Below are 26,464 nucleotides of genomic sequence, written 5' to 3'. Positions count from 1 at the left end.
ATTGTTCATTAAATAAAAAATACGTCTAATTTTTAACCGTACTTTATACACAAATTACTTCTACGCCATGAGCTAAAATGGCTTGTTTATCTTGTTCTGATAATCCCGTATCAGTAATAAGCACATCAATTTGTTGCCAAGTTAATTCTAAATTTGGCATTTTCCGACCAATTTTCTGAGATTCCACCATCACAACAACTTCGCGAGAAACTTCCGCCATCACCTGACTTAATCCTACAAGTTCATTAAAAGTCGTAGAACCTCGCGCTAAATCAATGCCATCAGCACCAATAAAAAGTTGGTCAAAATCGTAAGAACGCAGCACCTGTTCAGCTACTTTTCCTTGAAACGATTCCGAACGAGTATCCCAAGTTCCACCAGTCATCAGCAATGTTGGCTCATTTTCTAATGCTCTCAATTCCGTTGCCACGGAAAGAGAATTCGTCATTACAACTAAGCCTTGTTTTAAATTAAGTTGTTTAATCAGAGTCGCCGTAGTACTACCGCTATCTACTATAATGCGGTTGTGATCTCGAATACGTTCAGCGGCAGCTTTCGCTATGACAAACTTTCGCTTCGTAAGTTCATCATTTTCGTTTTCATCCATAATTTCTTTTGGCATTAAAATTGCGCCACCATATTTACGCAATAAAAAACCACTTGTTTCTAGCGCACTTAAGTCTTTCCGAATCGTCACTTCAGATATATCAAAAAGCTGCACTAGTTGATCCACACTCACCTCACCTTGCTCTTGTAAAAGTTGCATAATGGTATGGCGACGTTGTTTAGTATTACGAGGCTGGCTATTTTTTTTCATTAAGCTATCTTTAGACACAAAAGTTTCGGTTCGAAAGTTTATATAAACAATATTGTTTTGTAAAGTAAATTTTTGTCAACAAAAAACCCTGCTCATTGGCAGGGTTTAAAATCATTCAAATATTAATTATTTAATTGCGTCTTTTAATGCTTTACCAGATACGAATGCTGGTACTTTAGATGCGGCGATTTTAATTTCAGCACCAGTTTGTGGGTTACGACCAGTACGCGCTGCGCGTTTATTTACTTTGAATGTACCGAAACCGATTAATTGTACAGGCTCTTCCTTTTTAAGACTTGCTGTGATTGCATCTAAAGTAGCTTCTAATGCAGCCTTAGCTTGTTTTTTATTTAATTCTGCTGCGCTTGCAATCGCATCAATTAGATCTGTTTTGTTCATAAATTTGTACCTTCTGTTAAAAGAAAAATTCTACTATTTAAATACGCCAGCGGGCTTTTACCGCAATAGCTTTGCAAAGGATAATCTAACTTTCAAAGAAATAAAAGAAAGATTTTCATTTTTTGTGACAAATATCACATTATTGATGGAATTCTATACCAATATTAGACATACCTTCAGCTCTAATTTCATTCTTTAAGCCTAAAATTAAAGCAATATCTCGCTTTTCACACTCTTTAAGCAAACGATAAACTTGCCATTGTATATCTAATTCACCTTGGATATCTTCACTTTCTTTCAATTCATGTTCAGTCCAATCTCGTCCTGTTTCAGTTTCTAGCAAACTCGTGATTGTACCTAAAGAAATTTGACTAATTTCAACCGCTCTTTCTAAGGTTTCGCCCGCTATGATGCCGTGTAATATCTCTGAAAGAGATTGACACGCATCTAATGCTGGAATAACCCCAAAACTATTATAATCATTTACATCAGGAATAATTTCTTCTAATTTTTCAAGCTGACTCTCAAAATTGATTTTCGCATCTTTTACGATTAAATATTCCCATACTAGATTAAGTATGTTTTGATAAACCTTTACTTCCATTTCAAGATTATTCATCTGACAGAATAAATTGAAATTAGGTGCCATACGTTCACATAATGCAGCCATAAAAGTAAGATGTTGCCAACTTTCTAAATTCTCCAAACGTTTATGAATTGGATTTCGCATGATATTCTCTTATTTATGATAGATTCTAGAATAATGGTGCACGGCATCTACAAAAACTTTAGGTGCATTTTCTGGCACATCTTGATGAATTCCATGCCCAAGATTAAATACATGACCACTTCCAGTACCAAAATCAGCTAAGATCGATTGAACTTCTTGTTCGATACGCTCTGATGATGCATACAATACGCTTGGATCCATATTACCCTGCAATGCAACTTTATGCCCTACACGTGCTTTAGCATCAGCAAGATTCACTGTCCAATCTAATCCAATCGCATCACATCCGGTATTAGCTATGGCTTCTAACCATAAACCACCACCTTTGGTGAACAATGTTACGGGGACTCGACGACCATCATTCTCACGAATCAATCCATCTACAATTTTATGCATATACTGAAGAGAGAAATCTAAATATTCTCTATGTCCCAACACTCCGCCCCAAGTATCAAAGATCATCACAGCCTGAGCGCCAGCCTTAATTTGGGCACTCAAATAAAGCGTGATGGAATCAGCCAGTTTATCGAGTAATAAATGAAGTGTTTTCGGATCAGAATACATCATTTTTTTGATTTTTCCGAAAGTCTTACTTGAGCCACCTTCTACCATATAAGTAGCTAATGTCCAAGGACTACCAGAGAAACCAATGAGAGGGACCTCGCCTTTTAGCTCACCACGAATTGTGCGTACAGCATTCATAACATATTGAAGTTCTTCCTCAGGATCTGGAATAGGTAAATTTTCTACCGCGCTTTTACACTCAATTGGTCGGGTAAATTTAGGACCTTCCCCCGCACCAAAACTTAAACCTAGCCCCATAGCATCTGGAATAGTCAAAATATCAGAAAATAAAATCGCAGCATCTAAATCATAACGACGAAGCGGTTGGAGCGTCACCTCACAAGCTAAGTCAGCATTGCGACAAAGTGACATAAAATCTCCTGCTTGGGCACGCGTCGCTTTATATTCAGGCAAATAACGTCCAGCTTGACGCATCATCCAAACAGGGGTGTAATCCACTGATTCACGTAATAAAGCTTTTAAATAACGATCATTTTTTAATACTGACATTTAGATTTCCTTCTGATTATCCTCTGCTCGACAAAGCTCAAGCGTCGTATGTATAAGTTTATGTGCGATAGTACCTGTTGGCGGTAATTCTGGCAAGGGTTGATCATAAGAAAACCACTGTGCATCATGAATTTCACTTTCTTGCAAAGTAATTTCACCGCTCTCATAATCAGCAAAAAAACCGACCATTTGAGAATTCGGGAATGCCCAAGGCTGGCTACCAAAATAACGAATATTTTTTATCAAAATCCCGGTTTCCTCAAAAACCTCTCTCCGCACCGCTTGTTCAAATGTTTCACCGACTTCTACAAAGCCAGCAAGAGTGGTATACATTCCTCCGTTCGGGTGATAATGACGCCTATGATTTGCCAATAAAATTTCATGGCCACGTCGAACCGCAACAATAATGGATGGGCAAATTACAGGATAAATTCGATACCCGCAGTAAGTGCATTGCACGGCAAGCTCTTCTTGAGTTTGTTGTGTTTTATGACCGCACTTTCCACAGAATTTATGGGTTTTCAGGAAATGATTAATTTCCACACCTCGGCTTAATACATGGAATTCATCCTCTGGCAGTGAAAGTAATCCACGTAAACTTACATATTCCCGTTCATCACTTTCTTGCTCAGCCACAAGCCGTAACGGATGATTTTTCCATTCCCCGATTTGCATTGCCTGCAATCCTTCCATTCCAAGTGTTTTAGCCGTACCACAAGGCAACTCATTATTCAGCAAATAAAGATTCGAACCTTGAGTAAGCAACCAATAACCAAAATCATCTGGATGAAGTGTTTTCATTTTTTACTCCATAAAAATAACCGCACTTTCAAAGTGCGGTTATTATAAATCTTCTTTTTAGCACTCACTAATAATAAGAGTGCTCTCCACGCTGATGTTCGGTTACATCTTTTGCACCTTTTAATTCATTAGGGAATAGGCTAATAAGTTGTTTTTCTACGCCATCTTTTAACGTAACGTCCACCATTGAGCAACCATTACAGCCACCACCAAATTGTAAAATTGCGTAACCATCTTCAGTAATTTCAATTAAGGTTATGCGTCCACCATGACTTGCAAGCTGTGGATTAATTTGAGTTTGTATCACATATTCAACACGTTCAATTAATGGCGCATCATCAGCCACCTTACGCATTTTGGCATTTGGTGCTTTTAAGGTAAGTTGCGCACCAAGTTCTTCGGTAACATAATCAATTTCTGCTTCTTCTAAGAAAGGCAGGCTGACCTCATCAATAAATGCAGAAAAAGTGTCATATTTCATTTCAAAATCACTTTCTTCTACGGCATTCGGTGGGCAATAAGATACGCCACATTCCGCGTTAGGTGTGCCTGGATTAACCACGAAAATACGAATATTCGTTCCTTCTTCTTGCGTGTCTAAAAGTTTTCGAAAATGCGCTTGTGCGGCATCAGAAATAGCGATTTGCTGGGTTGCTTGTTCCATAATATTATGTCCTAAATACTTGAGAGAAAGTATCGGGAATAATACGCTCATCGCGCTTTTTTTTCCAGTGCTTTATATTAAGCCCGCGCCAGCCCCCACACTTGGATCTCCTCTACACCTAATTTTCGCAACAATTTTGATATTTCATTGAGTGTAGAACCAGTAGTAATCACATCATCCACCAATGCTACGCGACGATAAGGAAATTCATTTTTCGAAACAGCAAGAGAAAAGGCATTTTTTAAATTCTGACGACGATCTTTTGCACTCAAACCTCGTTGAGTATGGGTATGTCTCACGCGTTTTACAATATTGTTCAAATTAGGAATATCTAGCCAACGACTTAATTGCCGAGATAATAAATCAGCCTGATTATAACCTCGTCGCCACTGACGAAAATGATATAAAGGCACTGGAATGATTGCTTCTGGCAATTTAAGTTGATGCGTTCGTTTAGCATCACGCACCGCAAGATATAAAAGGCGAGCTAAAGTGCGGTCAATCCAAAATTGATTTTGAAATTTAAAACGGTGAATCAATATAGAAAGTGGCTCAACATAATGCCCAATAATGACTATCTTATCCCAACTAGGCTCTTGTTTAAGACAATTACCACAATGCTGCGCATAATATTGCAATTCCGCACCACAATGACCGCAATAAGGAAAAGATTTAATTTGTTTTTGGCAACGGGAACATAGCCCATTTTTTGCGATATGAAGATTGCCACGACAGTGGATACAGCGAAAATTAAAAAAATTCATCATCTAAAAAAGTTATTTTTTACCCGCACTTTTTTGTTTCAACGCATCTAACGTTTCTCCTGCTTTTAAAATATGCGGCGTCACGAAAATCACTAGCTCACGTTTTTGATGTCGTTCACTTTCTTTACTAAACAATCGTTTAATGCCAGGTATATCGCCAAGTACTGGCACTTTATCTTCGCTTTTCGTGATCGTATCGTGGAATACACCGCCAAGCACAATGGTTTCCCCATCTTTGGCAAAAACTTGAGTATTAATTTCTTGCTTATCAATAGAGACCACCTCGTTTTGTCCATAAGCGACACGAGAACCTGGTGAGTTTTGACTCACTAATAAATCAAGCAAAATATTGTTATCTTTAGAAATATGTGGCGTCACTTCCAAACCAAGCACTGCCTCACGAAATTCCACAGATTGCGTATCATTACGAGTATTACTCACAACATAAGGAATTTCTGTCCCCTGTTTAATGCTTGCACTTTTCTTATTCGTGGTTAGTAAGCGAGGACTTGCGATAATTTCTACATTATTTTCACGCTCCAAAGCGCTCAATTCTAAATCGAGCAATCGCCCATTAATTTTCGCGACTTGTAATGCTATTGATCCAGCAGGTGTCGTCGTTGTCGCAAAATTCACATTAAGATTATCCGTAATATTTTCAAAGCCATTGCCGGCTAAGCTACCCGCTACACGCCCCGCATTTTCCGTTGGATTAAAAATCCCCCACCGGACACCAAGTTCTTTCAAACTCTCATCCGTAATTGTCACAATACGTGCTTCAATAGCGATCTGCTCAATAGGTTTATCCATTTCAGAAATTAGTTTTTTGATATTTTGCACAGAACGAGGCTCATCCTGAATAACCAGTAAATTACTGCGATCATCAAAGGTAATGCTCCCAGCTGGTGAAAGCAAAGAGCCACTTCCTGTCGTTAAGGATTTCATTAATTCAGAGGCTTTAGCAAAATGGAGTTTTACCGTATGACTCACTAAGTGCGGTTCATTTGTAGTAAGATTTCCTGCAATTTGACCTTTGCCTGATAGCCCTCCATTCAGATAGTAAATACCCTCATCTTTATTCAAAGTAAGCTTCTTACTTTTAGCGATTATTTGTAGCAAACGTGGCATATCAATATTGTCTAATTTCAACGAAACATTGCCTTCTAGCGTCTCATCCATCACTAAATTGACATCATGTTGAAAAGCTAATTGCTCCAGTGTTTGAGCTAAAGGCGCTTGCGATAAACGAATAAAAAAACGTTCGTTATCTGTTTTGGGATTAGCAAAAACGATTAATGGCAAACAAAAACACACTAAAAAACAACCGCACTTTAAAAGATATTTCTTCATAATCTTCCTTTAAAAACTTAATTCTTTCTGTTCAGTGCTATCACATTGAGCACCAGACTTACGCATAAATTGAACTTTATTTTGATTGATTTTTGTTACAACATATCCTTCTTGAGCTACATCAACGCCCTCTAAAACGCTGTAAATTTGCAAATCCTGATCCAGCAATAACGCAAACGCTTTATCTTTAGAAATCACTACCCCCGCCAATTTTAAATCCTTCAAAGGAATTTCAGCCGCTTGGCGATTTTCATCCGCTCCGCATAGATTATTAGGTACATCAGAGGAAATTATTTCTGTCTGCTCCATTACTGTTTGTGCGTTATCAAACTGAGAATGGGTGCGCTGTGTTTTATCGAAAGGATCTTGTCCCCAACTGCAATTCATAAAAAATAATGCAACTAGGAAAAACCAATACTTCATTTTGCCTCCTTATCTAGCTGAAAAATGATCTCGGTTTGCAATGGGCTGTCTTCGGGTTTGACAAACTGCAATCGACTCACTGAAAGCTGTGACGTATTAGCCAAAAGTGTGGTTAAAAATGTCTTCGTTTTTTCAAAATGCCCAGTAAGCTGTAAATGCAAAATAGGCTGTTGCCCCATTTCCCAACGTAAATTCTGAGATAAATTGTTACGCGCAGCTAAACGTTGAATTTGTTTATTCAACGGCATAATTTGTGCAGCCAGTTCTGGAGAAAGTTTTCGACCTTCCGACTGCTGCTGTAAAGAGGTTAAAATTTTCTGTTGATGCAACAATTCTGATCTTTTCCCGGCTAATTCACTTTCTATTTCATGGAAACGCGAACTCCCCTCGATATAATCTAAAACGGGGCGAAAAATCACCGCACTTAATAACAATAAAAAAGTTAAACCGTGCACATAAAAAGGCTGACTTAGCCATTTTCCAAAAGGTGTAAAAGGATCGTTAAAAAAGGCTTTCACTTTTCCTCTCCTTGTTCCATATCAAAGCGAAAAAACAATGTATGTTGTTCAGGCTGAACCTGACTTAATTTCACATTGGGAAAATGTTTATTTAAAAATTGATGTACCGATTCAAATTCTGTTTGATCTTGTGCTCGACCTTCCAAACTTAAGTTATGGACATCTTGTTTAAATCGGTTTAATTCGCCTTTCTGAAGAGGCAATTCACTTAATTGCTGCAAACTATTTTGAACTTGCCCATTTGTGAGAGATTGCAAAACTTCACCAACTTTCAACGCACTACGTAACAGATCAATTTGCGTGGCAGTTTTGTGAAGTTGCTGGTTGAGTTGCTCAAATAACTTTTGCTGCACCTGCAAATTTTGTTTCTGTTGTTCAATCAAATGGCTAAAAGCCAAGGCTAAATTGATTGCAAGTAAGATAAATAAAGCGAAATAAAAAACTAAACGACGTAAACGCTTTTGATGTTGATAAGTACGCCAAGGCAATAAATTCATCGACATTTAGTTACCCATTTTTTGTTGATGTAAATCTTTTTGCCATAGTGCGTTACCAAGCGCAATAAAGGGTAAATCCGTTTCTACTCGTTGCCAATTTTCTGGTAATGGTGTATGACTTGAAGGAACTTGATACACAAAAATTTGTTCAATTTTTCCCTCAAAACGTTCCGTAAATTGCTCATAAAGTACAGTGAGATTTTCATGAGATTGTAAAATTTGCGATTGCTGAGATCTTTCACAAATCGCTAAACAATAGTCATCTTCTTGAAATAAAAATAAGGTATTTTCTGACCGCACTTGTTCATTCAACAAATATTGAAATGCACGCAAGATGGTATGAGGAATAACATCTAACACATTAATTCTAAATGGTTGAAAATCCTGCAAATAAGTTCGAGCACTCGCCTCTCGAATGGCCGTAATTTCTAAACAAAAACCTTGCTTTAACGGAGTAGAAATATAATCAAACCACAATTCATCCAAAGGAATAGGTAACTCTTTCTCAATCACAAATTTACATTGTTGATGACATTCTTGTACATTTAATATTTGCGGTAACATTAATACTTTCGACCAAGTCAAATGAGCGGAAATACTTGCCACAAACTGCAAAGGAAAGGTTTTCCCTTGAAATTGTATTTTTAAGTGTTGTAAAAAACGATTTTTAAAATCTTTATCATTGACAAAGATTTGATAACATTGTGGTCGTTCTAACTCATCAAACCACACGAAATCAAAATACCCTTGCTTACGGTGAATACCAATTTGTAAAGTGCGGTGATTTTTCCGGGAGAATTGCATATTCTTTCCTATTCTTTAAAGGCTGAATCTTTTATACTTAGCAGCTAAATCATAGGTCTCTTGACAAGAATATTCATTAACGAAGCGAGAATTTTACGATGCGGATCGCAAAATTAATATTTAGCACCTTATTAACTTTATGTATTTTAGGTTTAGTCGCAGGCGGAATGCTGTATTTCCACCTAAAATCAGAATTGCCCTCAGTAGAAGCATTAAAAACCGTTGAATTACAACAACCAATGCAGATTTATACGGCCGATGGTAAATTAATTGGCGAAGTGGGTGAGCAACGACGTATTCCAGTGAAATTAACAGATGTGCCACAACGCTTAATTGATGCATTTTTAGCGACGGAAGATAGTCGTTTTTACGATCATCACGGATTAGACCCTATCGGTATTGCTCGTGCATTGTTTGTCGCAGTGAGTAATGGCGGTGCATCACAAGGTGCAAGTACGATTACTCAACAATTAGCGCGTAACTTTTTCTTAACCCCAGAAAAAACTATTATTCGTAAAGCTCGTGAAGCGGTGCTTGCGGTAGAAATTGAAAATACCCTCAGCAAACAAGAAATCTTAGAGCTTTATTTAAATAAAATCTTTTTAGGCTATCGTTCTTATGGTGTTGCAGCAGCGGCACAAACCTATTTTGGTAAATCATTAAATGAATTGACCTTATCTGAAATGGCGATTATTGCTGGTTTACCTAAAGCACCTTCAACCATGAACCCGCTTTATTCTTTAAAACGTTCAGAAGAACGCCGTAATGTGGTGTTAAGCCGTATGTTAGATGAAAAATACATCAGTAAAGAAGAATATGATGCTGCATTGAAAGAGCCGATTGTGGCGAGCTATCACGGCGCAAAATTTGAATTTCGTGCGGATTATGTCACTGAAATGGTACGCCAAGAAATGGTTCGCCGTTTTGGTGAAGAAAATGCCTACACCAGTGGTTATAAAGTATTTACCACTGTACTTTCAAAAGACCAAGCTGAAGCCCAAAAAGCCGTACGTAACAACTTAATTGATTACGATATGCGTCGTGGGTATCGTGGTGGTGCGCCTTTATGGCAAAAAAATGAAGCGGCTTGGGATGATGAACGTATTCTAGCATTTTTACGTAAATTGCCAGATTCTGAACCATTTATTCCAGCGGCTGTGGTTGGCATGGCAAAAGGTGGGGCTGATCTATTATTAGCATCTGGTGAAAAAATGACGCTCTCCACTAATGCAATGCGTTGGACTGGCAGAAGTAATCCTGTAAAAGTAGGTGAGCAAATTTGGATTCGTCAACGTGCTAATGGTGAATGGCAATTAGGTCAAATTCCAGCGGCTAACTCTGCATTAGTATCGCTTAACTCAGATAATGGTGCGATTGAAGCAATTGTTGGTGGTTTTAGCTATGAACAAAGTAAGTTCAACCGTGCGACACAATCCTTAGTTCAAGTGGGTTCTTCTATTAAACCATTTATTTACGCAGCGGCATTAGAAAAAGGTTTAACACTTTCTAGCGTATTACAAGACAGCCCAATTTCTATTCAAAAACCTGGACAAAAATTGTGGCAACCCAAAAACTCACCAGATCGTTATGATGGCCCAATGCGTTTACGCGTAGGATTAGGTCAATCCAAAAATATGATTGCTATTCGCGCTATCCAAACGGCAGGTATTGATTTCACAGCAGAATTTTTACAGCGTTTTGGTTTTAAACATGATCAATATTTTGCTAGTGAAGCCTTAGCGCTTGGCGCAGCCTCTTTCACACCATTAGAAATGGCTAGAGCTTATGCTGTGTTTGATAATGGCGGTTTCCTCATTGAACCTTATATCATTGAAAAAATTCAAGATAACACGGGTAAAGACTTATTTGTTGCAAACCCTAAAATTGCTTGTATTGAATGTAATGATATCCCTGTTGTTTATGGTGAAACGAAAGACAAAATCAACGGCTTTGCGAATATTCCTTTAGGAGAAAATGCCTTAAAACCATCAGATGACAGTACAAACGGTGAAGAAGTTGATCAACAACCTGAAACTGTACCTGAACTGCCAGAATTACAGTCAAATGTCACCGCACTTAAAGAAGATGCGATCGATTTAATGGCGGATGCAAAAAATGGTTCATCTAAAACTGAATATGCCCCTCGAGTAATCAGTGGCGAGTTAGCATTTTTAATTCGCAGCGCCTTAAATACTGCGATTTATGGTGAACAAGGTTTAAGCTGGAAAGGAACCAGCTGGCGTATCGCACAAACCATTAAACGTAGCGATATAGGCGGTAAAACAGGTACCACCAATAGTGCGAAAGTGGCTTGGTATGCGGGATTTGGTGCAAACTTAGTAACCACAACTTATGTCGGGTTTGATGATAACAAACGCGAATTAGGTAAAGGTGAAGCGGGTGCGAAAACTGCAATGCCAGCTTGGGTCGCTTATATGAAAACTGCATTGAGCGACAAACCAGAACGTAAATTACCATTACCACCAAAAATAATGGAAAAAAGTATTGATACGATGACTGGTTTACTCTCTCCATCCGGTGGTCGAAAAGAATACTTTATTGTGGGAACTGAGCCAACCCGTACATACGTTTCCGAAATGCAAGAGCGTGGTTACTATGTTCCACCGGAACTACAACAACGCTTAAATGGTACTGGAGGCAAAGCGCCAGTGCCAGTTAGCCAGCCAGAAGAACTCTTCTAAAAATGACCGCACTTTAGTGCACAATCAGGCGAGTCAATTGGCTCGCTTTCGTTATTAAACAAAGGATATATTATGCTGAGTTATCGTCACTCATTCCATGCGGGCAATCATGCTGATGTCTTGAAACATATCGTCTTAATGCTCATTTTGGAAACTCTTAAACTCAAAGAAAAAGGCTTTTTTTACTTGGATACGCACTCAGGTGTAGGTCGTTATCGTTTATCCTCAAACGAATCAGAAAAAACGGGGGAATATAAAGAAGGCATTGGACGTCTGTGGGATCAAACCGACTTACCCGAAGATGTTGCTCGTTATGTAAAAATGATCAAAAAACTCAATTATGGTGGCAAAGAACTACGTTATTACGCTGGATCACCATTAATTGCCGCGGAATTGTTGCGCTCACAAGATCGCGCACTATTGACCGAGCTTCATCCTAGCGATTATCCAATTCTTCGCAATAATTTTAGCGACTACAAAAATGTCACCGTAAAATGTGACAATGGCTTTCAACAAGTCAAAGCAACACTACCTCCAAAAGAACGCCGTGGCTTAGTACTAATCGATCCGCCTTATGAATTAAAAGAAGATTATGATCTCGTTGTCAAAGCCATTGAAGAAGGCTATAAACGTTTTGCCACTGGTACCTATGCGATTTGGTATCCTGTTGTATTACGCCAACAAACTAAACGTATTTTTAAGGGATTAGAAGCAACGGGGATTAGAAAAATTCTAAAAATTGAACTCGCCGTTCGCCCTGATAGCGATCAACGAGGTATGACGGCAAGCGGTATGATAGTAATTAACCCACCTTGGACATTAGAAACCCAAATGAAAGAAATTTTGCCTTATCTCACAAAAACATTAGTTCCAGAAGGTACAGGAAGCTGGACTGTCGAATGGATTACACCTGAATAGAAAAATGAGCATCACCAGAAGATAACGCTCATTTTTATCAACTTAACTCTATGGAATAACGGGTAATTAACCTTTCTGTACGTTATATGCTTCTAATGCACGTAAAGAATAAGTATAAGCCGCGCCTGCATTTAATGCGATAGACATTGCTAATGCTGCAGCGACTTCAGCTTCGCTTGCGCCAGCTTTCACAGCTTCTTCTGCGTGTACGCTAATGCAGCTTTCACAACGAGTTGTTACCGCAACGGCTAATGCGATAAGTTCACGAGTTTTAGCGTCAAGCACATTGCCTTCTGCCGCTGCTGCGCCTAATGCTTGATAAGCTTGTAACATTTTTGGATATTGTTTACCTAACGCACCAAATGATTTTTTAACGTGTGATGTTTCTTCTTTCCAATCTGCAAACATAATGTTCTCCTAAATATATTGAATTAATAACGAACTGGTGTGGTAAATTATAGGCAGATTGGATTATGATACTTGCTTATTTATCTCAATTTTTATCGCTAACATCTCATTATGGATTATTTGGATAAACTCACCCATTTAGCACAAGTGCGTGGGGAAATTAATATTCGCTGTGAATTTCAAGGTGAATGGCAAGTTGCCCATCAAGAAAAAGATGCAGGAAAAGGCGTATTTCATCTTATTGAACAAGGCGAATGCTGGCTTACACTCGGACAAAAGCAATTTCATTTAAAGGAAGGTGATATCTTTTTCCTTCCCCAAAATCAACCGCACTTTATGCGTCATTCATCCAACCAAACAAAGGACGCATCATTGAAAAAAAGCTGGCAAGGTGCATTTGAATTGTATCAAGTAGGGCAAGGCACACCAGATTTAAAAATGTTCTGCGGGGCGTTTTATTATCAGCAAGATGCCCTTCTTACAGCTTCTATGCCTGAATATTTACATCTCAATTTATGCGATACACCGATTCATCCTTTGGTTCAACTTTTTCTACAAGAAGCACAAAAAAATGATGCAGGTACGAAATCAGTCGTCGATGCACTTTCGAATGTGCTTTTAATTTATATTTTACGCCATGCGATTCAAGAGAACTTAATTACAGATGGTGTGCTACTTGCGTTGCAAGACAAGCGATTAAATACAGTGCTAGGTGCGATATTACAATGCCCTCAAGAAGATTGGCGAATTGAACAGTTAGCCGATCTTTCTGCAATGTCTCGTGCAAACTTTATTCGTGTTTTTCAACAACAACTTGGTATGTCGCCAGGGCGTTTTATTACTCAAGTGCGGTTACAATCGGCAGCATTTTTATTAAAACAATCCCAACAATCCGTACTTGCCATTGCTTTAGAGGTGGGGTATCAATCGGAGGCGCATTTTAGTAAAGCCTTTAAGAATTACTACCAACTTTCACCAAGCCAATACAGAAAATCTGCCAGCCTATAAATTGGAGAATTTTTGCGCTATAATCGCCAAGTTTTTTGAAAGGCAACATCTGTTGCCTTTTCTTTTTAAGGAAAAGATATGTTTAACAAAATTTTTTCGTGGTTTGAAAACCGTTTAAATCCTTATCCAGAAGGTAATCCAACAACACCTAAAAAAGGCTTATTGCGCTTTATTTGGTCTAGCATTGAAGGAATGAAAGGCTGGATTCTCTTACTGACAGTGCTAACGGTTGGTACCGGTGTAATGGAAGCCGTATTATTCCAATTTATGGGAACGCTTGTAGATTGGTTAGGGACATTTACGCCTGAGACATTATGGCAAGAAAAAGGCCATTTATTAATTAGCATGGCTGCCCTATTACTTGTTAGCATCGTGTGGGGATTTTTAGCCTCTACCGTACGTTTACAAACCTTACAAGGCGTATTTCCAATGCGATTACGTTGGAATTTCCATCGTTTAATGCTTGGACAAAGTTTGAGTTTTTATCAAGATGAATTTGCTGGCAGAGTGTCTGCCAAAGTAATGCAAACCGCACTAGCTGTTCGTGATACGGTGCTCACACTAGCGGATATGTTTGTATATGTCATCGTATATTTTATTACATCGGGCTTGGTTCTAGCCGTATTAGATTCTTGGTTCTTACTGCCATTTATTGCTTGGATTACGATTTTTATTTTTATCCTACGAACCCTCATTCCTAAATTATCAAAAACGGCACAACGACAAGCTGATGCTCGTTCTTTAATGACAGGACGCATTACAGATGCTTATTCCAATATTGCCACAGTAAAATTATTCTCTCATGGTTCGCGCGAGGCCGCTTATGCCAAACGTTCTATGGAAGATTTTATGGTCACAGTACACGCTCAAATGCGCCTAGCAACATCACTGGACACGCTCACTTATGCAGCTAATATTTTACTTACACTAAGCACCGCTGTACTCGGAATTATCTTATGGAAAAGTGGTCAAGTTGGCGTGGGTGCAATTGCAACAGCAACCGCAATGGCATTACGAGTAAATGGACTATCTCGTTGGATTATGTGGGAGTCTGCACGTTTGTTTGAGAATATCGGAACCGTAAACGATGGAATGAATACTTTAACTAAACCTCATACTATTGTAGATAAACCTCAAGCATCACCTTTACAAGTGACACAAGGGGAAATCAAGTTTAACGATATTACCTTTGCTTATGATCCGACGAAACCATTACTCAATCATTTCAATCTTACTATCAAACCTGGCGAAAAAGTTGGGCTAATCGGCCGTTCTGGTGCAGGAAAATCTACAATTGTGAACTTGTTGCTTCGTTTCTATGAAGCACAACAAGGTGCGATTACCATTGACGGGCAAAATGTACTAGATGTGCAACAAGAAAGCCTACGCCGCCAAATCGGTTTAGTGACTCAAGACACTTCGCTGCTACATCGCTCTGTTCGTGACAATATTATTTATGGACGACCTAATGCTACAGATGAAGAAATGGTTTTAGCTGCTGAACGAGCGGAGGCTGCTGATTTCATTCCATTCCTCACTGATGCTCAAGGCAGAAAAGGCTACGATGCCCATGTGGGTGAACGCGGTGTAAAACTTTCAGGTGGTCAACGGCAACGAATTGCTATTGCTCGTGTCATGTTAAAAGATGCACCAATTCTATTGTTAGATGAAGCCACAAGCGCATTAGATTCGGAAGTGGAAGTGGCAATACAAGAAAGTCTAGATAAGATGATGGAAAATAAAACTGTGATTGCCATTGCTCATCGTTTATCCACTATCGCAGCGATGGATCGCCTGATTGTGCTTGATAAAGGACAAATTGTCGAACAAGGTACCCATGCTGAATTACTAGAACAAAATGGACTATATGCAAAACTATGGGCTCACCAAAGCGGTGGATTCTTGAGTGAACATATAGAATAAAACCCAAAGTGCGGTTTGTTTTTACCTATTTTTTATTGGAGTCTAAATGAAAAAATTATTACTTCCTATGTTAATTCTCCCCACTCTATGTCTAGCACAGGAAACAAAAATCGATCCTATTTTACTCGGTCTTGGAGAAGTTTTCTTTTTTGATAAATCCCTCTCTCATAATAAGACCCAATCCTGCTCCACTTGCCATATGCCAGTAGCAGCCTTTGCTGACTTGCGTCAAAATGATATCGCTCATATGGTCTCTCAAGGAGATGATCCAACAAAATTTGGTAACCGTAACACACCAACTGCACTTTATGCTAAGTATTCACCTAGCTTCCATTTTGATGAAAAAATTAACGATTATGTGGGCGGACAATTCTGGGATGGTAGAGCAAAAAATCTTGCAGAACAAGCCGGAGGTCCACCATTAAACCCCGTAGAAATGGGCATGAAAGATAAAGCAGATGTAGTAAAACGTATTGAAGAAAATCAAGCCGTGAAAGATTACATTACAAAATATTTTGGTGCCGAAATATGGAAAGATAATCAGAAAATATATGCCATTATGGAACAAGCATTAGCTACTTTTGAACATTTAGATTTATTTAGCCAATTCAGCTCAAAATACGACCGCACTTTAGCTGGAAAAGATACCCTCACAGAACAAGAATCTTTAGGAAAGGCATTATTTTTTGATAAAGAAAAAACAAATTGTAGTAATTGTCATCAATTACAAACAGCCGATAACGATGAAGAAACTTTCACAAACTATCGTTATTTTAATCTTGGTGTTCCTAAGAATGAAGCCTTAATTGCACATAATAAATTAGACAATAACTGGATTGATAATGGCTTGCTCGATAATCCAATGGTAAAGGGAGATGAAAAACAAAAAGGAAAATTCAAAGTGCCCACACTCCGTAATGTCGCAGTTACTGCACCTTACATGCACAATGGAGTATTTAAAGAACTTCGCACCGTATTATTATTCTTAGATAGCTACAATAACCCTGCACGAAAAATTAATCCAGAAACCAGTAAGCCCTGGGATTTGCCCGAATATGCACCAACTGTAAGCCACGACGCGCTTAAAGGAAAACCATTAACTGATACAGAAATTGATGCACTAGAATCTTTTTTAAAAACCTTAACGGATGCACCTTATGAAAGAAATTAAGAAAACTAGACAATTTTTAATTAAATTGAATCCATCCTAAAATCTAGGCTCTTCTTTACTTAATCTAGCGAGTAAAATAAATAACCCAACTTGTCTCATATAAGTTGGGTTATTTTCTAACTAATAAAGTACTCGCGCACGAATTGTGCCATCGATTTCCTTCAATTTCGCCAGTAATGGCGATGCATCATTTGTTTCTACATCAACGACAACATAACCAATTTTCGGGTCAGTTTGTAAATATTGCGCGGCAATATTCAGGTTGGCTTCGACGAAAATTTGGTTCAGTTTATTCAATATACCAGGACGATTTTCATGAATATGCAATAAACGTTTTGTTCCCTCGTGTTCTGGTAAAGATACTTCAGGGAAGTTGACGGAAGAAAGTGTTGAACCATTGTCTGAATATTTGACAAATTTACCTGCTACTTCAAAACCGATATTTTCCTGTGCCTCTGCTGTTGAACCACCGATATGTGGAGTTAAAATCACATTATCAAATTCGCGTAACGGTGAGACAAATTCTTCATTAATTGACGCAGGTTCAATTGGGAATACATCAATGGCAGCACCGTGAATTTTACCGTCTTTTAAGGCTTGAGCGAGAGAATCAATATCTACCACTGTACCACGCGCAGCATTGATCAAAATTGCACCTTGTTTTAATTGTGCGATACGCTCAGCATTCATTAAGTTTTTGGTAGATGGCAGCTCTGGCACATGTAATGAAACCACATCGCAAGAACTGAGTAATTCTTCAAGGCTACGAACCTGTTTGGCATTACCGAGCGGAAGTTTATTTTCGATATCGTAGAAATGTACATCCATGCCTAATGATTCCGCAATAATACTTAATTGTGAACCAATGTGGCCGTAACCAATAATTCCAAGTTTTTTACCCCGCACTTCATGAGATCCCGTCGCTGATTTATTCCAGACGCCACGATGTACTTCGGCATTCGCCTGTGGCACATTGCGCATAAGTAATAAAATCTCGCCTAATACAAGTTCTGCGACAGAACGAGTGTTTGAGAATGGCGCATTAAATACAGGGATTCCACGCGCTTTTGCCGCATTTAAATCCACTTGGTTGGTACCAATACAGAAACAGCCTACTGCGATTAATTTGGGTGCGGCCTCAATCATTTCTGCCGTTAAATGGGTGCGAGAACGCAAGCCGATAAAGTGTGCATCTTTAATGGCTTCTTTTAATTCATTACCATCTAGTGCTTTTTTATAGTAATCAATATTGGTATAGCCTGCCGCATGGAGCGTATCAAGTGCGCTTTGATGCACACCTTCAAACAATACAAATTTGATTTTTGATTTGTCTAGAGAGACTTTGTTTGTCATGTTTGCTTCCTTATGATTTTTATTATGAATTAGTCAATAATTTTGGCGCCTTCAGGCGTACCGACGATCACAACGTCTGCGCCACGTAACGCGAATATCCCGTTAGTGACGACACCCGCAACGTTGTTTAATTCTTTTTCCATTTCAACTGGATTTAAAATAGTAAAGTTGTGCACATCTAAAATCACATTGCCGTTGTCAGTCACCACTCCTTCACGATATTCCGGTGCGCCACCAAGTGCGGCTAATTTTCTGCCTACTTGTGAACGAGCCATTGAAATAACTTCAACTGGTAATGGGAAGGTCGAACCTAACACATCCACTTGTTTACTCGAATCCACAATACAAATAAATTTTTTCGCTAATGCAGCGACGATTTTTTCACGAGTGAGTGCTGCGCCACCACCTTTAATCATCATTTTTTGTGGATTGATTTCATCTGCACCATCCACATAAATATCTAAGCTCGAGACATCATTTGCATTAAATACTTCGATACCTTGTTTACGGAGTAATTCTTCTGATGCTTTGGAAGCCGCAACTGCGCCTTGAATTTTATCTTTGATTGTACCTAAAGCTTCAATAAAGCAGTTCACAGTGGAGCCACTTCCCACGCCAACAATTGTGTCAGCTTTTACATATTGTAATGCAGCTTGTGCTGCGAGTTTTTTCATTTCTAATTGATTCATTTCTTTTCCTTATTTTAATAAGTAAACGATTGCGTTACTTTATTACGAGAGTATTTAATAAACAAGTGTAATTTTCAGCAGTGATAGGTTTAACGGATAAGCTACGATTCCGTTAAAAATAATTCCAAAAGTCCATTGAGAAATAATTTGCCATGCTCAGTGATTTGCCAAGAATCATTGTTTTCCACAATATAGTTTTGTTGAATAGCAAAATCAATTTGATTTTTCACCGCACTTTGCGATAAACCTGTGTAATCTTCAAATTCTTGTTTGGGTACCGCTTCTAACAAACGAAAGCGATTCATAAAAAATTCAAAAGGGCGGTCAATTTCTGGCACGTTTTTTTCTTCGTAAAGATATTCGCCACGCAAATAACCTTTCGGGTGCTTAGTTTTAGAAAAGCGGGTAATCTCGCCATTCGGAAACGTCAATTTCCCGTGTGCGCCACAGCCAATGGCTAAATAATCCCCAAACCGCCAATAATTCAAATTATGTTTACATTGAAAACCCGCTTTTGTGTAAGCCGATGTTTCATATTGCTGGTAGCCTGCCGCAGTTAACAGTTGGTGGCCTTGTTCAAAAATATCCCAAAGCTCATCATCATCTGGCAATTTAGGTGGGCGGTAAGCAAACATCGTATTTGGCTCAATAGTAAGCTGGTACCAAGAAAGGTGAGGAGGAGATAGCTCAATAGCTTGGCGAAGATCATCTAAGGCTTCTTCCAACGTTTGGTTTGGCAAACCGTGCATTAAATCTAAGTTGAAACTTTTTAGCCCAGAAACTTTCGCTAAATTGACCGCACTTTTTGCCTCTGCTGCATTATGAATCCGCCCAAGACGCTGTAATTTGTCATCATCAAAGCTTTGTATCCCCATAGAAATTCGCGTAATGCCTGCTGATACATAACCTTTAAAACGTTCAGCTTCTACCGTGCCAGGATTCGCTTCTAATGTGATTTCAATATTATCTTCAAAATCAATCTGCGTTTTTATTTCTTTTAAGAGATATGCAATGCTTTTTGCTGAAAATAAACTTGGCGTACCGCCACCAATAAAAATTGAATGGAGTTTTCGTTGTTGAATTGAATCTTTAAAGCGCTGTAAATCAGCCCGTAGATCTTGCAGAAGGTGGTAAATATAGTCTTGTTCTGGTATATCGCCTTTTTGTGCGTGAGAATTAAAATCACAATAAGGGCATTTTTGAACGCACCATGGAATGTGTACATAAAGGGAAAGTGGAGGAAGTTTGAGCATGCTGTTATTAACAAGTTTTAAATGTGAGAACAGTTGAAAAAGTACAAATTAACGTTGTGTAAATATGAAATCTTAGCTGACACTATGAATGTTGATAAAAAGGGCCTGTTTTCACAAGCCCTAAAACATTCAATTAATTGACCGCTCTTGTTGTCTTACTGGTCGCTTTACGGCGGGGTGATTTTGCCGCTTTAGCTTCAACTTTGACAAACTCAATGCCTTCAGGCGGATTTTCCAATGCAAGGCCAAGTACTTCATCAATGGTTTCTACTGCATGAATCGCAAGATTTTGTTTTACGTTTTCTGGAATTTCTTCGAGATCTTTAACGTTCTCTTTTGGAATTAATACGGTTTTAATTCCGCCACGATGTGCAGCAAGAAGTTTTTCTTTTAATCCACCGATTGGTAATACTTTACCGCGTAAACTGATTTCACCTGTCATGGCTACATCCGCACGTACAGGATTACCTGTTAAACAAGAAACTAATGCAGTACACATTGCAATACCTGCACTCGGACCATCTTTTGGTGTTGCACCATCTGGCACATGAATGTGAATATCGCGTTTCTCATGGAATTCAGAATTAATACCAAGTTTATCCGCACGAGCGCGCACAACAGTCATAGCCGCTTGGATGGATTCTTTCATTACATCACCTAATGAACCGGTAAATGTGAGTTTTCCTTTACCAACAACGGAGGCAGTTTCAATAGTGAGTAAGTCGCCGCCGACTTCTGTCCAAGCTAGACCTGTCACTTCACCAATGCGGTTTTGTGTGTCGGCTTTGCCAAATTCAAAGCGTTTGACACCAAGATAATCGTGCAGATTATCTGAATTTACGGTGATAGATTTAAGTTTTGGATTTACCAATAAATTTTTCACTGCTTTACGGCAGATTTTTGAAATTTCACGTTCTAATCCACGAACGCCCGCTTCACGTGTGTAATAGCGGATAATATCTAAAATTGCGCTTTCTTCGACGGTAAGTTCGCCTTTCTTTAAACCATTACGTTCAATTTGTTTCGCTAACAAATGACGCATCGCGATATTAAGTTTTTCATCTTCTGTATAACCAGAAAGACGAATAACTTCCATACGATCCAATAATGGGCCTGGAATGTTCATAGAGTTTGATGTCGCCACAAACATTACATCAGAAAGATCATAATCCACTTCTAAATAGTGATCGTTAAACGTGGTGTTTTGCTCAGGGTCGAGCACCTCAAGTAATGCTGAGGCTGGATCGCCTCGCATATCGGATGCCATTTTGTCGATTTCATCAAGCAAGAATAATGGATTTTTCACCCCCACTTTTGCCATTTTTTGAATTAATTTACCCGGCAATGCACCAATATAGGTTTTACGGTGACCACGGATTTCTGCCTCATCGCGAACACCGCCTAATGCCATGCGTACATATTTACGACCAGTGGCATTCGCAATAGATTGACCAAGAGAGGTTTTACCTACGCCTGGAGGGCCAACTAAGCAAAGAATGGGTCCTTTCACTTTGTTTAAACGAGCTTGTACTGCAAGATATTCAAGAATACGTTCTTTCACTCGTTCTAAACCATAGTGATCGGCATCTAATACTTGTTGTGCTTTCGAAATGTCTTTTTTCACTTTAGAACGTTGATGCCAAGGCACTTGGATCATCCATTCAATGTAACTACGAACAACGGTTGCTTCAGAAGACATGGCTGACATCATTTTGAGTTTTTGTAGCTCATTTTCCACTTTATTGCGCACATCTGCTGGCATGCCAGCAGCTTCTACTTTTTGACGAAGTTGTTCAACTTCATCAATCGTATCCTCACTTTCACCATCATCCATTTCTTTACGAATGGCTTTAATTTGTTCGCTAAGATAATAGTTGCGCTGGCTTTTCTCCATTTGTTTTTTTACTCGGCCACGAATACGTTTTTCAATTTGGAGAATGTCTGCTTCTGATTCCATCATGCCAAGCAGATATTCTAGTCGGTCTTGTACGTTAGCAAGTTCCAAGACACTTTGTTTATGGCGAACACTTACTGGTAAATGAGCTGCCATTGTATCTGATAAACGATCTGCATCACCAAGACGATGAAGTGCATTTAATACATCTGCAGGGATTTTTTTATTTAAGGTGAGATAATTTTCGAATTCAGAAAGTACCGCTTTTTTCGCAACATCTAACTCTTTCTCATCACCATAAGTGGTTTCGATAGGGGTAATTTTTGCGGAAAAGCACTTTTCGCCATCTTCAAGGCTGTTAATTTTCGCGCGATTTTGACCTTCAACTAGCACTTTCACTGTGCCATCAGGTAATTTTAGCAATTGAATAATATTAGCAATGGTACCCACGTCAAATAAATCTTCAGGGGTAGGTTCTTCCAAATCAGCTTCTCTTTGAGATACCAAAAGAAGCTGTTTATCATCGTTCATCGCTTCTTCAAGGGCATTAATTGATTTTGCACGCCCTACAAAAAGTGGCATCACCATATAAGGGAAAACGACGACATCGCGTAATGGCAATACGGGCATCGTACGTTGGGTATTCTTCGCCATAATTTATCTCTCTTAATTCTTTCCGATAATTTGGGTAAATATTGGGATAGGGAAAAAGGAATTCAAGGAAAAGATTATAACAAAATCTGAGTTATAAAGTGGGTTTTAAACAAAAAAGAATTTTGGCAAATGAAGTGATAATCGCTAAAATGGCCGATAATTTTATTAAATTTCACAAAATATTGAGTTATGTCCACGAAAAATAATTTTATTTTCCCCACTTACGTTCAAATGTATCCTTATTCCAAGGATCGCCCTTTTCTCAAACAAGTGCGGGAAAAATTACGCTATTATGGCTATAAATGGTTATATCAAAAGCAATGTAACCAATTAGTGGATTTTCTTAATACAGAAACTCAATGGCAGCCTTTATTTACACAAGATTATTATCGTATCAATACGGTTCTGACTACTTTTTGCGATAAACGCTTTTCTGCTTCAGAACGTTTAACGGCGATTACGGAGAATTTACGTTTGGCTGAAGAGAAAATGGGACGTTCGCTTTGCCAACAATTATTAGAACAACAAAATATCGTGTTAACACAATTAACTGACGATTTGCGTTTATCTTTGAGTATCAACCATATCGATCCCTTTGAAGGGTATTTTTCTATTAATATTCGTAATCAACATAATGAGCGAGTATACGATGCTTCTTTCACTTTTTTGAGCCCAAATAAATTGCTTATCGCCTCGATTCAAGGCCCTTCAAGTGACAATGCTCAAGAACTTGTAAAACAGGCTACGAAGGCATTGCACGGTATGCGCCCAATGTTTCTGTTGGTTAATGCATTCAAAATGCTTGCTGAAAAATGGCAATGTGAGCTAGTGGGCATTCCGCACAAAGCGCAAGGAAAATATCGTCTTGCTGCGCGCAGTAAGATTTTGTTTAATTACGATGAGTTCTGGCAAGAGAATCAAGGGAAATATCGCCATAATTATTGGCAATTACCTTTGGATATTGAACGCAAACAGTTAGAAGATATCGCAAGTAAAAAACGTTCTATGTATCGTAAACGTTATGAAATGTTAGACCAAATGGCATTGGATATTCAGCAACTTTAACAAAGAAAGTGCGGTAAAAATGAGAGAAATTTTTACCGCTCTTCTCAATTAGTTTCCTTGTTTTTTCACTTCATCCCACAACAAATCTAACTCAATAAGTGGCACATCATTAACTTGCTTACCTTGTTGTTGAACCGCTTGTTCTACTGCTCTAAAACGACGTTCAAATTTTAAATTCGCTTTTCTTAATGCATCTTCAGGATCACATTTTAAATGGCGAGCAAGATTGACGGTTGCGAACAATAAATCGCCGATTTCTTCTTCCACTTTGTTCTGTTCAATCGAAGTGCGGTGAATTTCAGCTTGAACTTCTTCTAATTCTTCCTGCACTTTGTCAAATACTGGGGAAATTTCTTCCCAATCAAACCCTACTTTAGAACAACGTTTTTGTAATTTTGCTGCTCGAGTAAGAGAAGGCAAAGCACAAGGTACATTATCTAAAATAGAGGTTTCTTCACTTTTACCTTGTTTTTCTTTCGCTTTCATTTCGTTCCAACGAGAAAGGGCTTCTGTTTCATCCCCAGCTTTTTCATCACCAAACACGTGAGGATGACGGCGCACAATTTTTTCAGCAACATCTTGCAATACATCGTCAAAAGTAAAGTATTTATCTTCCGTAGCAAGCTGGCTGAAGAAAACAACTTGTAACAATAAATCCCCTAGTTCTTCGCGTAAATTTGGTATATCTTTTTTCTCAATCGCTTCGATTACTTCGTAAGTTTCTTCCGTTAAGCAAGGAATCATAGATTCATAATTTTGTTTTAAATCCCAAGGACATCCGTCATTTGGATTGCGCAATTGAGCAATAAGTTGAATAAAATCCTGAATAGAATAATGCATTGTCTCGCCTCCTAATCAATAATCTATCTGTTTAGTAGTATAACGGAACAATAAGAAAAAGGGTGTAAATACAATCGCTTTTTAACTACTTTTTCTTTATACTCTAGCCCCTAGAAAATCTTTTATTAAGCTGGACAAGATGGAAAAAATTATTATCGATCACGATCGTTTTTCTCGTACAATTTCACGCATTTCCCATGAAATCATTGAAAAACACCAATCTCTCGATAATGTAGTGATTGTTGGAATCAAACGCCGAGGGGCTGAAATTGCCGCATTATTACAGCATAGAGTAGAGAAATTAAGTGGTAATAAATTACCATCTATGGAACTGGATATTACCTTTTACCGAGACGATCTAACCTTAGTAGATCAAGAGGATAAAATGCCGGTATACAGTGGCTCCTCACAATATTTGAATATTCAAGACAAAACAGTAATTCTTGTCGATGATGTACTTTTTACTGGTCGAACCATTCGAGCAGCAATGGATGCACTCACTGATTTTGGTAGAGCGGCAAAAATTGAGTTAGTCATTTTTATCGATCGTGGACATCGAGAACTACCAATTAGAGCTGACTATGTAGGAAAAAATGTCCCAACAAGTCGCGAGGAATTAGTACAAGTTCGCACTGAAAAATATGATGGTTGCTATGAAGTTGCTATTATTGGGAAATAATTACTGTCACTTGTGAACCTTCTTTAGAACTGATAATCTAAAGAACATTGTTGATACTTTTTGATAAAACAGAAATGAAAAAATCTACATTTAAATCATTGTTTTTAGCCACTATTAGCGCCATTGTTTTAGCTTCTGTTGTAAAAGCCGAAGAACGTGTTGTAGCAATGGTGAATGGCGTTCCAATCCTTGAAAGCCAGGTTCAAGCAAATATAGGAAAAAGTGGAAATCGCCAAGTTGCTTTAGATAAAATTATTGATGACATTTTGCTTCATCAAGCAATGCAAGATGTGAAAGCCCCTTCAATTGACCCTAAAGCATTAAATGCAGCTGTAGAGCAACAGCTTAATCATATTGCTGCAGCAAACAATTTAACCTTGGGGCAGTTCGCTATTGCGCTAAGTAATGAAGGTTCCTCACTAAATGAATTTCGCCAACGTATCGCAAAAGATGTCAAAAAAGCCTGGGAAAACCAATTACAAACGATGACCCGCGATGCAATTCGAAATAGAGCAATTCATGAAAGCGTGGATGTTGAACAAGCACGTAGTGAAGCTTGGGCCCTTGGACAAAAAATGTTAGAGGAAGCAAAAGAAAAAGGTTCTGCACAGAAAATAACAGGAAAAGAATATGAAGTTCGTCATATTTTGCTTAAACTAAATCCAATGCTAAATGATGCTCAAGCTAAAGCAGAACTTACAAAAATTCGCTCAGATATTCTTGCTGGAAAAATTTCTTTCGCAGATGCAGCGTTAAAATATTCAAAAGATTATTTATCCGGCGCAAATGGCGGCAGTTTAGGTTATGCATTCCCCGAAACTTATGCGCCACAGTTTGCACAAACTGTTGTACAAAGTAAACAAGGTGTAATTTCTGCACCGTTTAAAACAGAGTTTGGCTGGCACATTTTAGAAGTGACAGGGATGAGAGACGGCGATCTTACTGCAGAGGCCTACGCACAAAAAGCCTATGAACATTTAGTAAACTCTCAGTCGCAAGATGCAACAAAAGACTGGGTTAAAGCATTGCGTAAAAAAGCAGATATCCAATATTTTAATAAATGATT

General features: G+C 38.5%; 26 protein-coding genes. 8 read left to right on the top strand and 18 right to left on the bottom strand.

The features are described 5' to 3' along the window. Positions 1-43: 43 nt before the first annotated feature. The 12 genes from KP712_RS07270 to KP712_RS07215 form a co-directional block, all read right to left on the bottom strand. Entirely contained in the window at positions 44-817 is a 774-nt protein-coding gene (locus tag KP712_RS07270; RefSeq protein WP_106013558.1) for a DeoR/GlpR family DNA-binding transcription regulator, read from the bottom strand. Positions 818-943: 126 nt separating this feature from the next. Next, complete coding sequence (locus tag KP712_RS07265) at positions 944-1,216, bottom strand: HU family DNA-binding protein (protein ID WP_048952927.1); 273 nt, start codon at positions 1,214-1,216, stop codon at positions 944-946. Between the two features lie 139 nt (positions 1,217-1,355). Beyond that, positions 1,356-1,946: a YjaG family protein gene (locus KP712_RS07260; protein ID WP_106013559.1), complete on the bottom strand. Its 591-nt coding sequence runs from the start codon at positions 1,944-1,946 to the stop codon at positions 1,356-1,358. Positions 1,947-1,955: 9 nt separating this feature from the next. Beyond that, on the bottom strand, positions 1,956-3,020 hold the full coding sequence (gene hemE / locus KP712_RS07255) for a uroporphyrinogen decarboxylase (RefSeq protein WP_111407689.1): 1,065 nt from the start codon (positions 3,018-3,020) through the stop codon (positions 1,956-1,958). Then, a complete protein-coding gene (gene nudC / locus KP712_RS07250) occupies positions 3,021-3,821 on the bottom strand; it encodes an NAD(+) diphosphatase (RefSeq protein WP_111407690.1) in 801 nt (266 codons plus the stop codon). A 67-nt stretch (positions 3,822-3,888) separates the two neighbouring features. Next, positions 3,889-4,485 carry a Fe-S biogenesis protein NfuA gene (gene nfuA, locus KP712_RS07245; protein ID WP_005634545.1) on the bottom strand — a complete coding sequence of 199 codons (597 nt, stop codon included), beginning with the start codon at positions 4,483-4,485 and terminating at the stop codon, positions 3,889-3,891. Between the two features lie 77 nt (positions 4,486-4,562). Continuing rightward, positions 4,563-5,249 (bottom strand): ComF family protein, encoded by a 687-nt coding sequence (locus KP712_RS07240; RefSeq protein WP_032828001.1) that lies wholly within the window; start codon positions 5,247-5,249, stop codon positions 4,563-4,565. Positions 5,250-5,261: 12 nt separating this feature from the next. Then, the gene (locus KP712_RS07235) at positions 5,262-6,599 is read right to left on the bottom strand and encodes a type IV pilus secretin PilQ family protein (RefSeq protein ID WP_215770776.1); all 1,338 of its coding nucleotides are present in this window, start codon (positions 6,597-6,599) and stop codon (positions 5,262-5,264) included. Positions 6,600-6,608: 9 nt separating this feature from the next. Next, positions 6,609-7,022: a pilus assembly protein PilP gene (locus KP712_RS07230; protein ID WP_215770775.1), complete on the bottom strand. Its 414-nt coding sequence runs from the start codon at positions 7,020-7,022 to the stop codon at positions 6,609-6,611. After that, on the bottom strand, positions 7,019-7,540 hold the full coding sequence (gene comC, locus KP712_RS07225) for a competence protein ComC (protein WP_215770774.1): 522 nt from the start codon (positions 7,538-7,540) through the stop codon (positions 7,019-7,021). Before comC ends, KP712_RS07230 begins: the two co-directional genes overlap by 4 nt. Beyond that, positions 7,537-8,043, bottom strand: a complete 507-nt coding sequence (locus tag KP712_RS07220) for a competence protein B (protein ID WP_215770773.1) — start codon at positions 8,041-8,043, stop codon at positions 7,537-7,539. The genes comC and KP712_RS07220 overlap by 4 nt, the downstream gene beginning before the upstream one ends. Then, complete coding sequence (locus KP712_RS07215; RefSeq protein WP_215770772.1) at positions 8,044-8,841, bottom strand: competence protein ComA; 798 nt, start codon at positions 8,839-8,841, stop codon at positions 8,044-8,046. Between the two features lie 98 nt (positions 8,842-8,939). On the opposite strand from KP712_RS07215, the gene KP712_RS07210 reads away from it, so the two are divergent. Together KP712_RS07210 and KP712_RS07205 are read left to right on the top strand one after the other, a co-directional pair. Further along, a complete protein-coding gene (locus KP712_RS07210; RefSeq protein ID WP_215770771.1) occupies positions 8,940-11,543 on the top strand; it encodes a penicillin-binding protein 1A in 2,604 nt (867 codons plus the stop codon). A gap of 72 nt (positions 11,544-11,615) precedes the next feature. Further along, positions 11,616-12,461, top strand: a complete 846-nt coding sequence (locus tag KP712_RS07205; RefSeq protein ID WP_215770770.1) for a 23S rRNA (adenine(2030)-N(6))-methyltransferase RlmJ — start codon at positions 11,616-11,618, stop codon at positions 12,459-12,461. 66 nt (positions 12,462-12,527) lie between these two features. Here the strand turns inward: KP712_RS07205 and KP712_RS07200 are convergent, their stop codons facing one another. Beyond that, the gene (locus KP712_RS07200) at positions 12,528-12,869 is read right to left on the bottom strand and encodes a carboxymuconolactone decarboxylase family protein (RefSeq protein ID WP_005627672.1); all 342 of its coding nucleotides are present in this window, start codon (positions 12,867-12,869) and stop codon (positions 12,528-12,530) included. Between the two features lie 111 nt (positions 12,870-12,980). Here KP712_RS07200 and KP712_RS07195 point away from each other — a divergent pair, with 111 nt between their 5' ends. The 3 genes from KP712_RS07195 to KP712_RS07185 all read left to right on the top strand — a co-directional run bounded on the left by KP712_RS07195 (position 12,981) and on the right by KP712_RS07185 (position 16,971). Further along, positions 12,981-13,877, top strand: coding sequence for an AraC family transcriptional regulator (locus KP712_RS07195; protein ID WP_111407692.1), 897 nt, complete (start codon positions 12,981-12,983; stop codon positions 13,875-13,877). A gap of 78 nt (positions 13,878-13,955) precedes the next feature. Continuing rightward, positions 13,956-15,800, top strand: a complete 1,845-nt coding sequence (locus tag KP712_RS07190) for an ABC transporter ATP-binding protein (RefSeq protein ID WP_111407693.1) — start codon at positions 13,956-13,958, stop codon at positions 15,798-15,800. A gap of 46 nt (positions 15,801-15,846) precedes the next feature. Beyond that, positions 15,847-16,971, top strand: a complete 1,125-nt coding sequence (locus KP712_RS07185) for a cytochrome-c peroxidase (RefSeq protein ID WP_111407694.1) — start codon at positions 15,847-15,849, stop codon at positions 16,969-16,971. Positions 16,972-17,091: 120 nt separating this feature from the next. Here KP712_RS07185 and serA read toward each other — a convergent pair whose 3' ends face one another. The 4 genes from serA to lon all read right to left on the bottom strand — a co-directional run bounded on the left by serA (position 17,092) and on the right by lon (position 22,814). After that, positions 17,092-18,324 carry a phosphoglycerate dehydrogenase gene (serA, locus tag KP712_RS07180; protein ID WP_048952942.1) on the bottom strand — a complete coding sequence of 411 codons (1,233 nt, stop codon included), beginning with the start codon at positions 18,322-18,324 and terminating at the stop codon, positions 17,092-17,094. 29 nt (positions 18,325-18,353) lie between these two features. Then, positions 18,354-19,013 (bottom strand): ribose-5-phosphate isomerase RpiA, encoded by a 660-nt coding sequence (gene rpiA, locus KP712_RS07175; protein WP_048952943.1) that lies wholly within the window; start codon positions 19,011-19,013, stop codon positions 18,354-18,356. Between the two features lie 101 nt (positions 19,014-19,114). After that, positions 19,115-20,266 (bottom strand): radical SAM family heme chaperone HemW, encoded by a 1,152-nt coding sequence (hemW, locus tag KP712_RS07170; protein ID WP_048952944.1) that lies wholly within the window; start codon positions 20,264-20,266, stop codon positions 19,115-19,117. 133 nt (positions 20,267-20,399) lie between these two features. Next, positions 20,400-22,814 (bottom strand): endopeptidase La, encoded by a 2,415-nt coding sequence (gene lon / locus KP712_RS07165; RefSeq protein WP_048952945.1) that lies wholly within the window; start codon positions 22,812-22,814, stop codon positions 20,400-20,402. Between the two features lie 189 nt (positions 22,815-23,003). On the opposite strand from lon, the gene KP712_RS07160 reads away from it, so the two are divergent. Then, the gene (locus KP712_RS07160; protein ID WP_048952946.1) at positions 23,004-23,879 is read left to right on the top strand and encodes a VirK/YbjX family protein; all 876 of its coding nucleotides are present in this window, start codon (positions 23,004-23,006) and stop codon (positions 23,877-23,879) included. Positions 23,880-23,927: 48 nt separating this feature from the next. On the opposite strand, the gene mazG is transcribed toward KP712_RS07160, so the two are convergent. Further along, a complete protein-coding gene (gene mazG, locus KP712_RS07155; protein WP_048952947.1) occupies positions 23,928-24,719 on the bottom strand; it encodes a nucleoside triphosphate pyrophosphohydrolase in 792 nt (263 codons plus the stop codon). Between the two features lie 139 nt (positions 24,720-24,858). On the opposite strand from mazG, the gene pyrR reads away from it, so the two are divergent. Continuing rightward, a complete protein-coding gene (gene pyrR / locus KP712_RS07150) occupies positions 24,859-25,398 on the top strand; it encodes a bifunctional pyr operon transcriptional regulator/uracil phosphoribosyltransferase PyrR (RefSeq protein ID WP_048952948.1) in 540 nt (179 codons plus the stop codon). Between the two features lie 74 nt (positions 25,399-25,472). Beyond that, positions 25,473-26,462: a peptidylprolyl isomerase gene (locus KP712_RS07145; RefSeq protein WP_111407846.1), complete on the top strand. Its 990-nt coding sequence runs from the start codon at positions 25,473-25,475 to the stop codon at positions 26,460-26,462. Positions 26,463-26,464 lie beyond the last annotated feature (2 nt).

It is taken from the genome of Haemophilus sp. SZY H68 (assembly GCF_018829685.1).
Taxonomy (GTDB): domain Bacteria; phylum Pseudomonadota; class Gammaproteobacteria; order Enterobacterales; family Pasteurellaceae; genus Haemophilus; species Haemophilus haemolyticus_K.
This window is presented reverse-complemented; position numbering and strand designations above follow the sequence as displayed.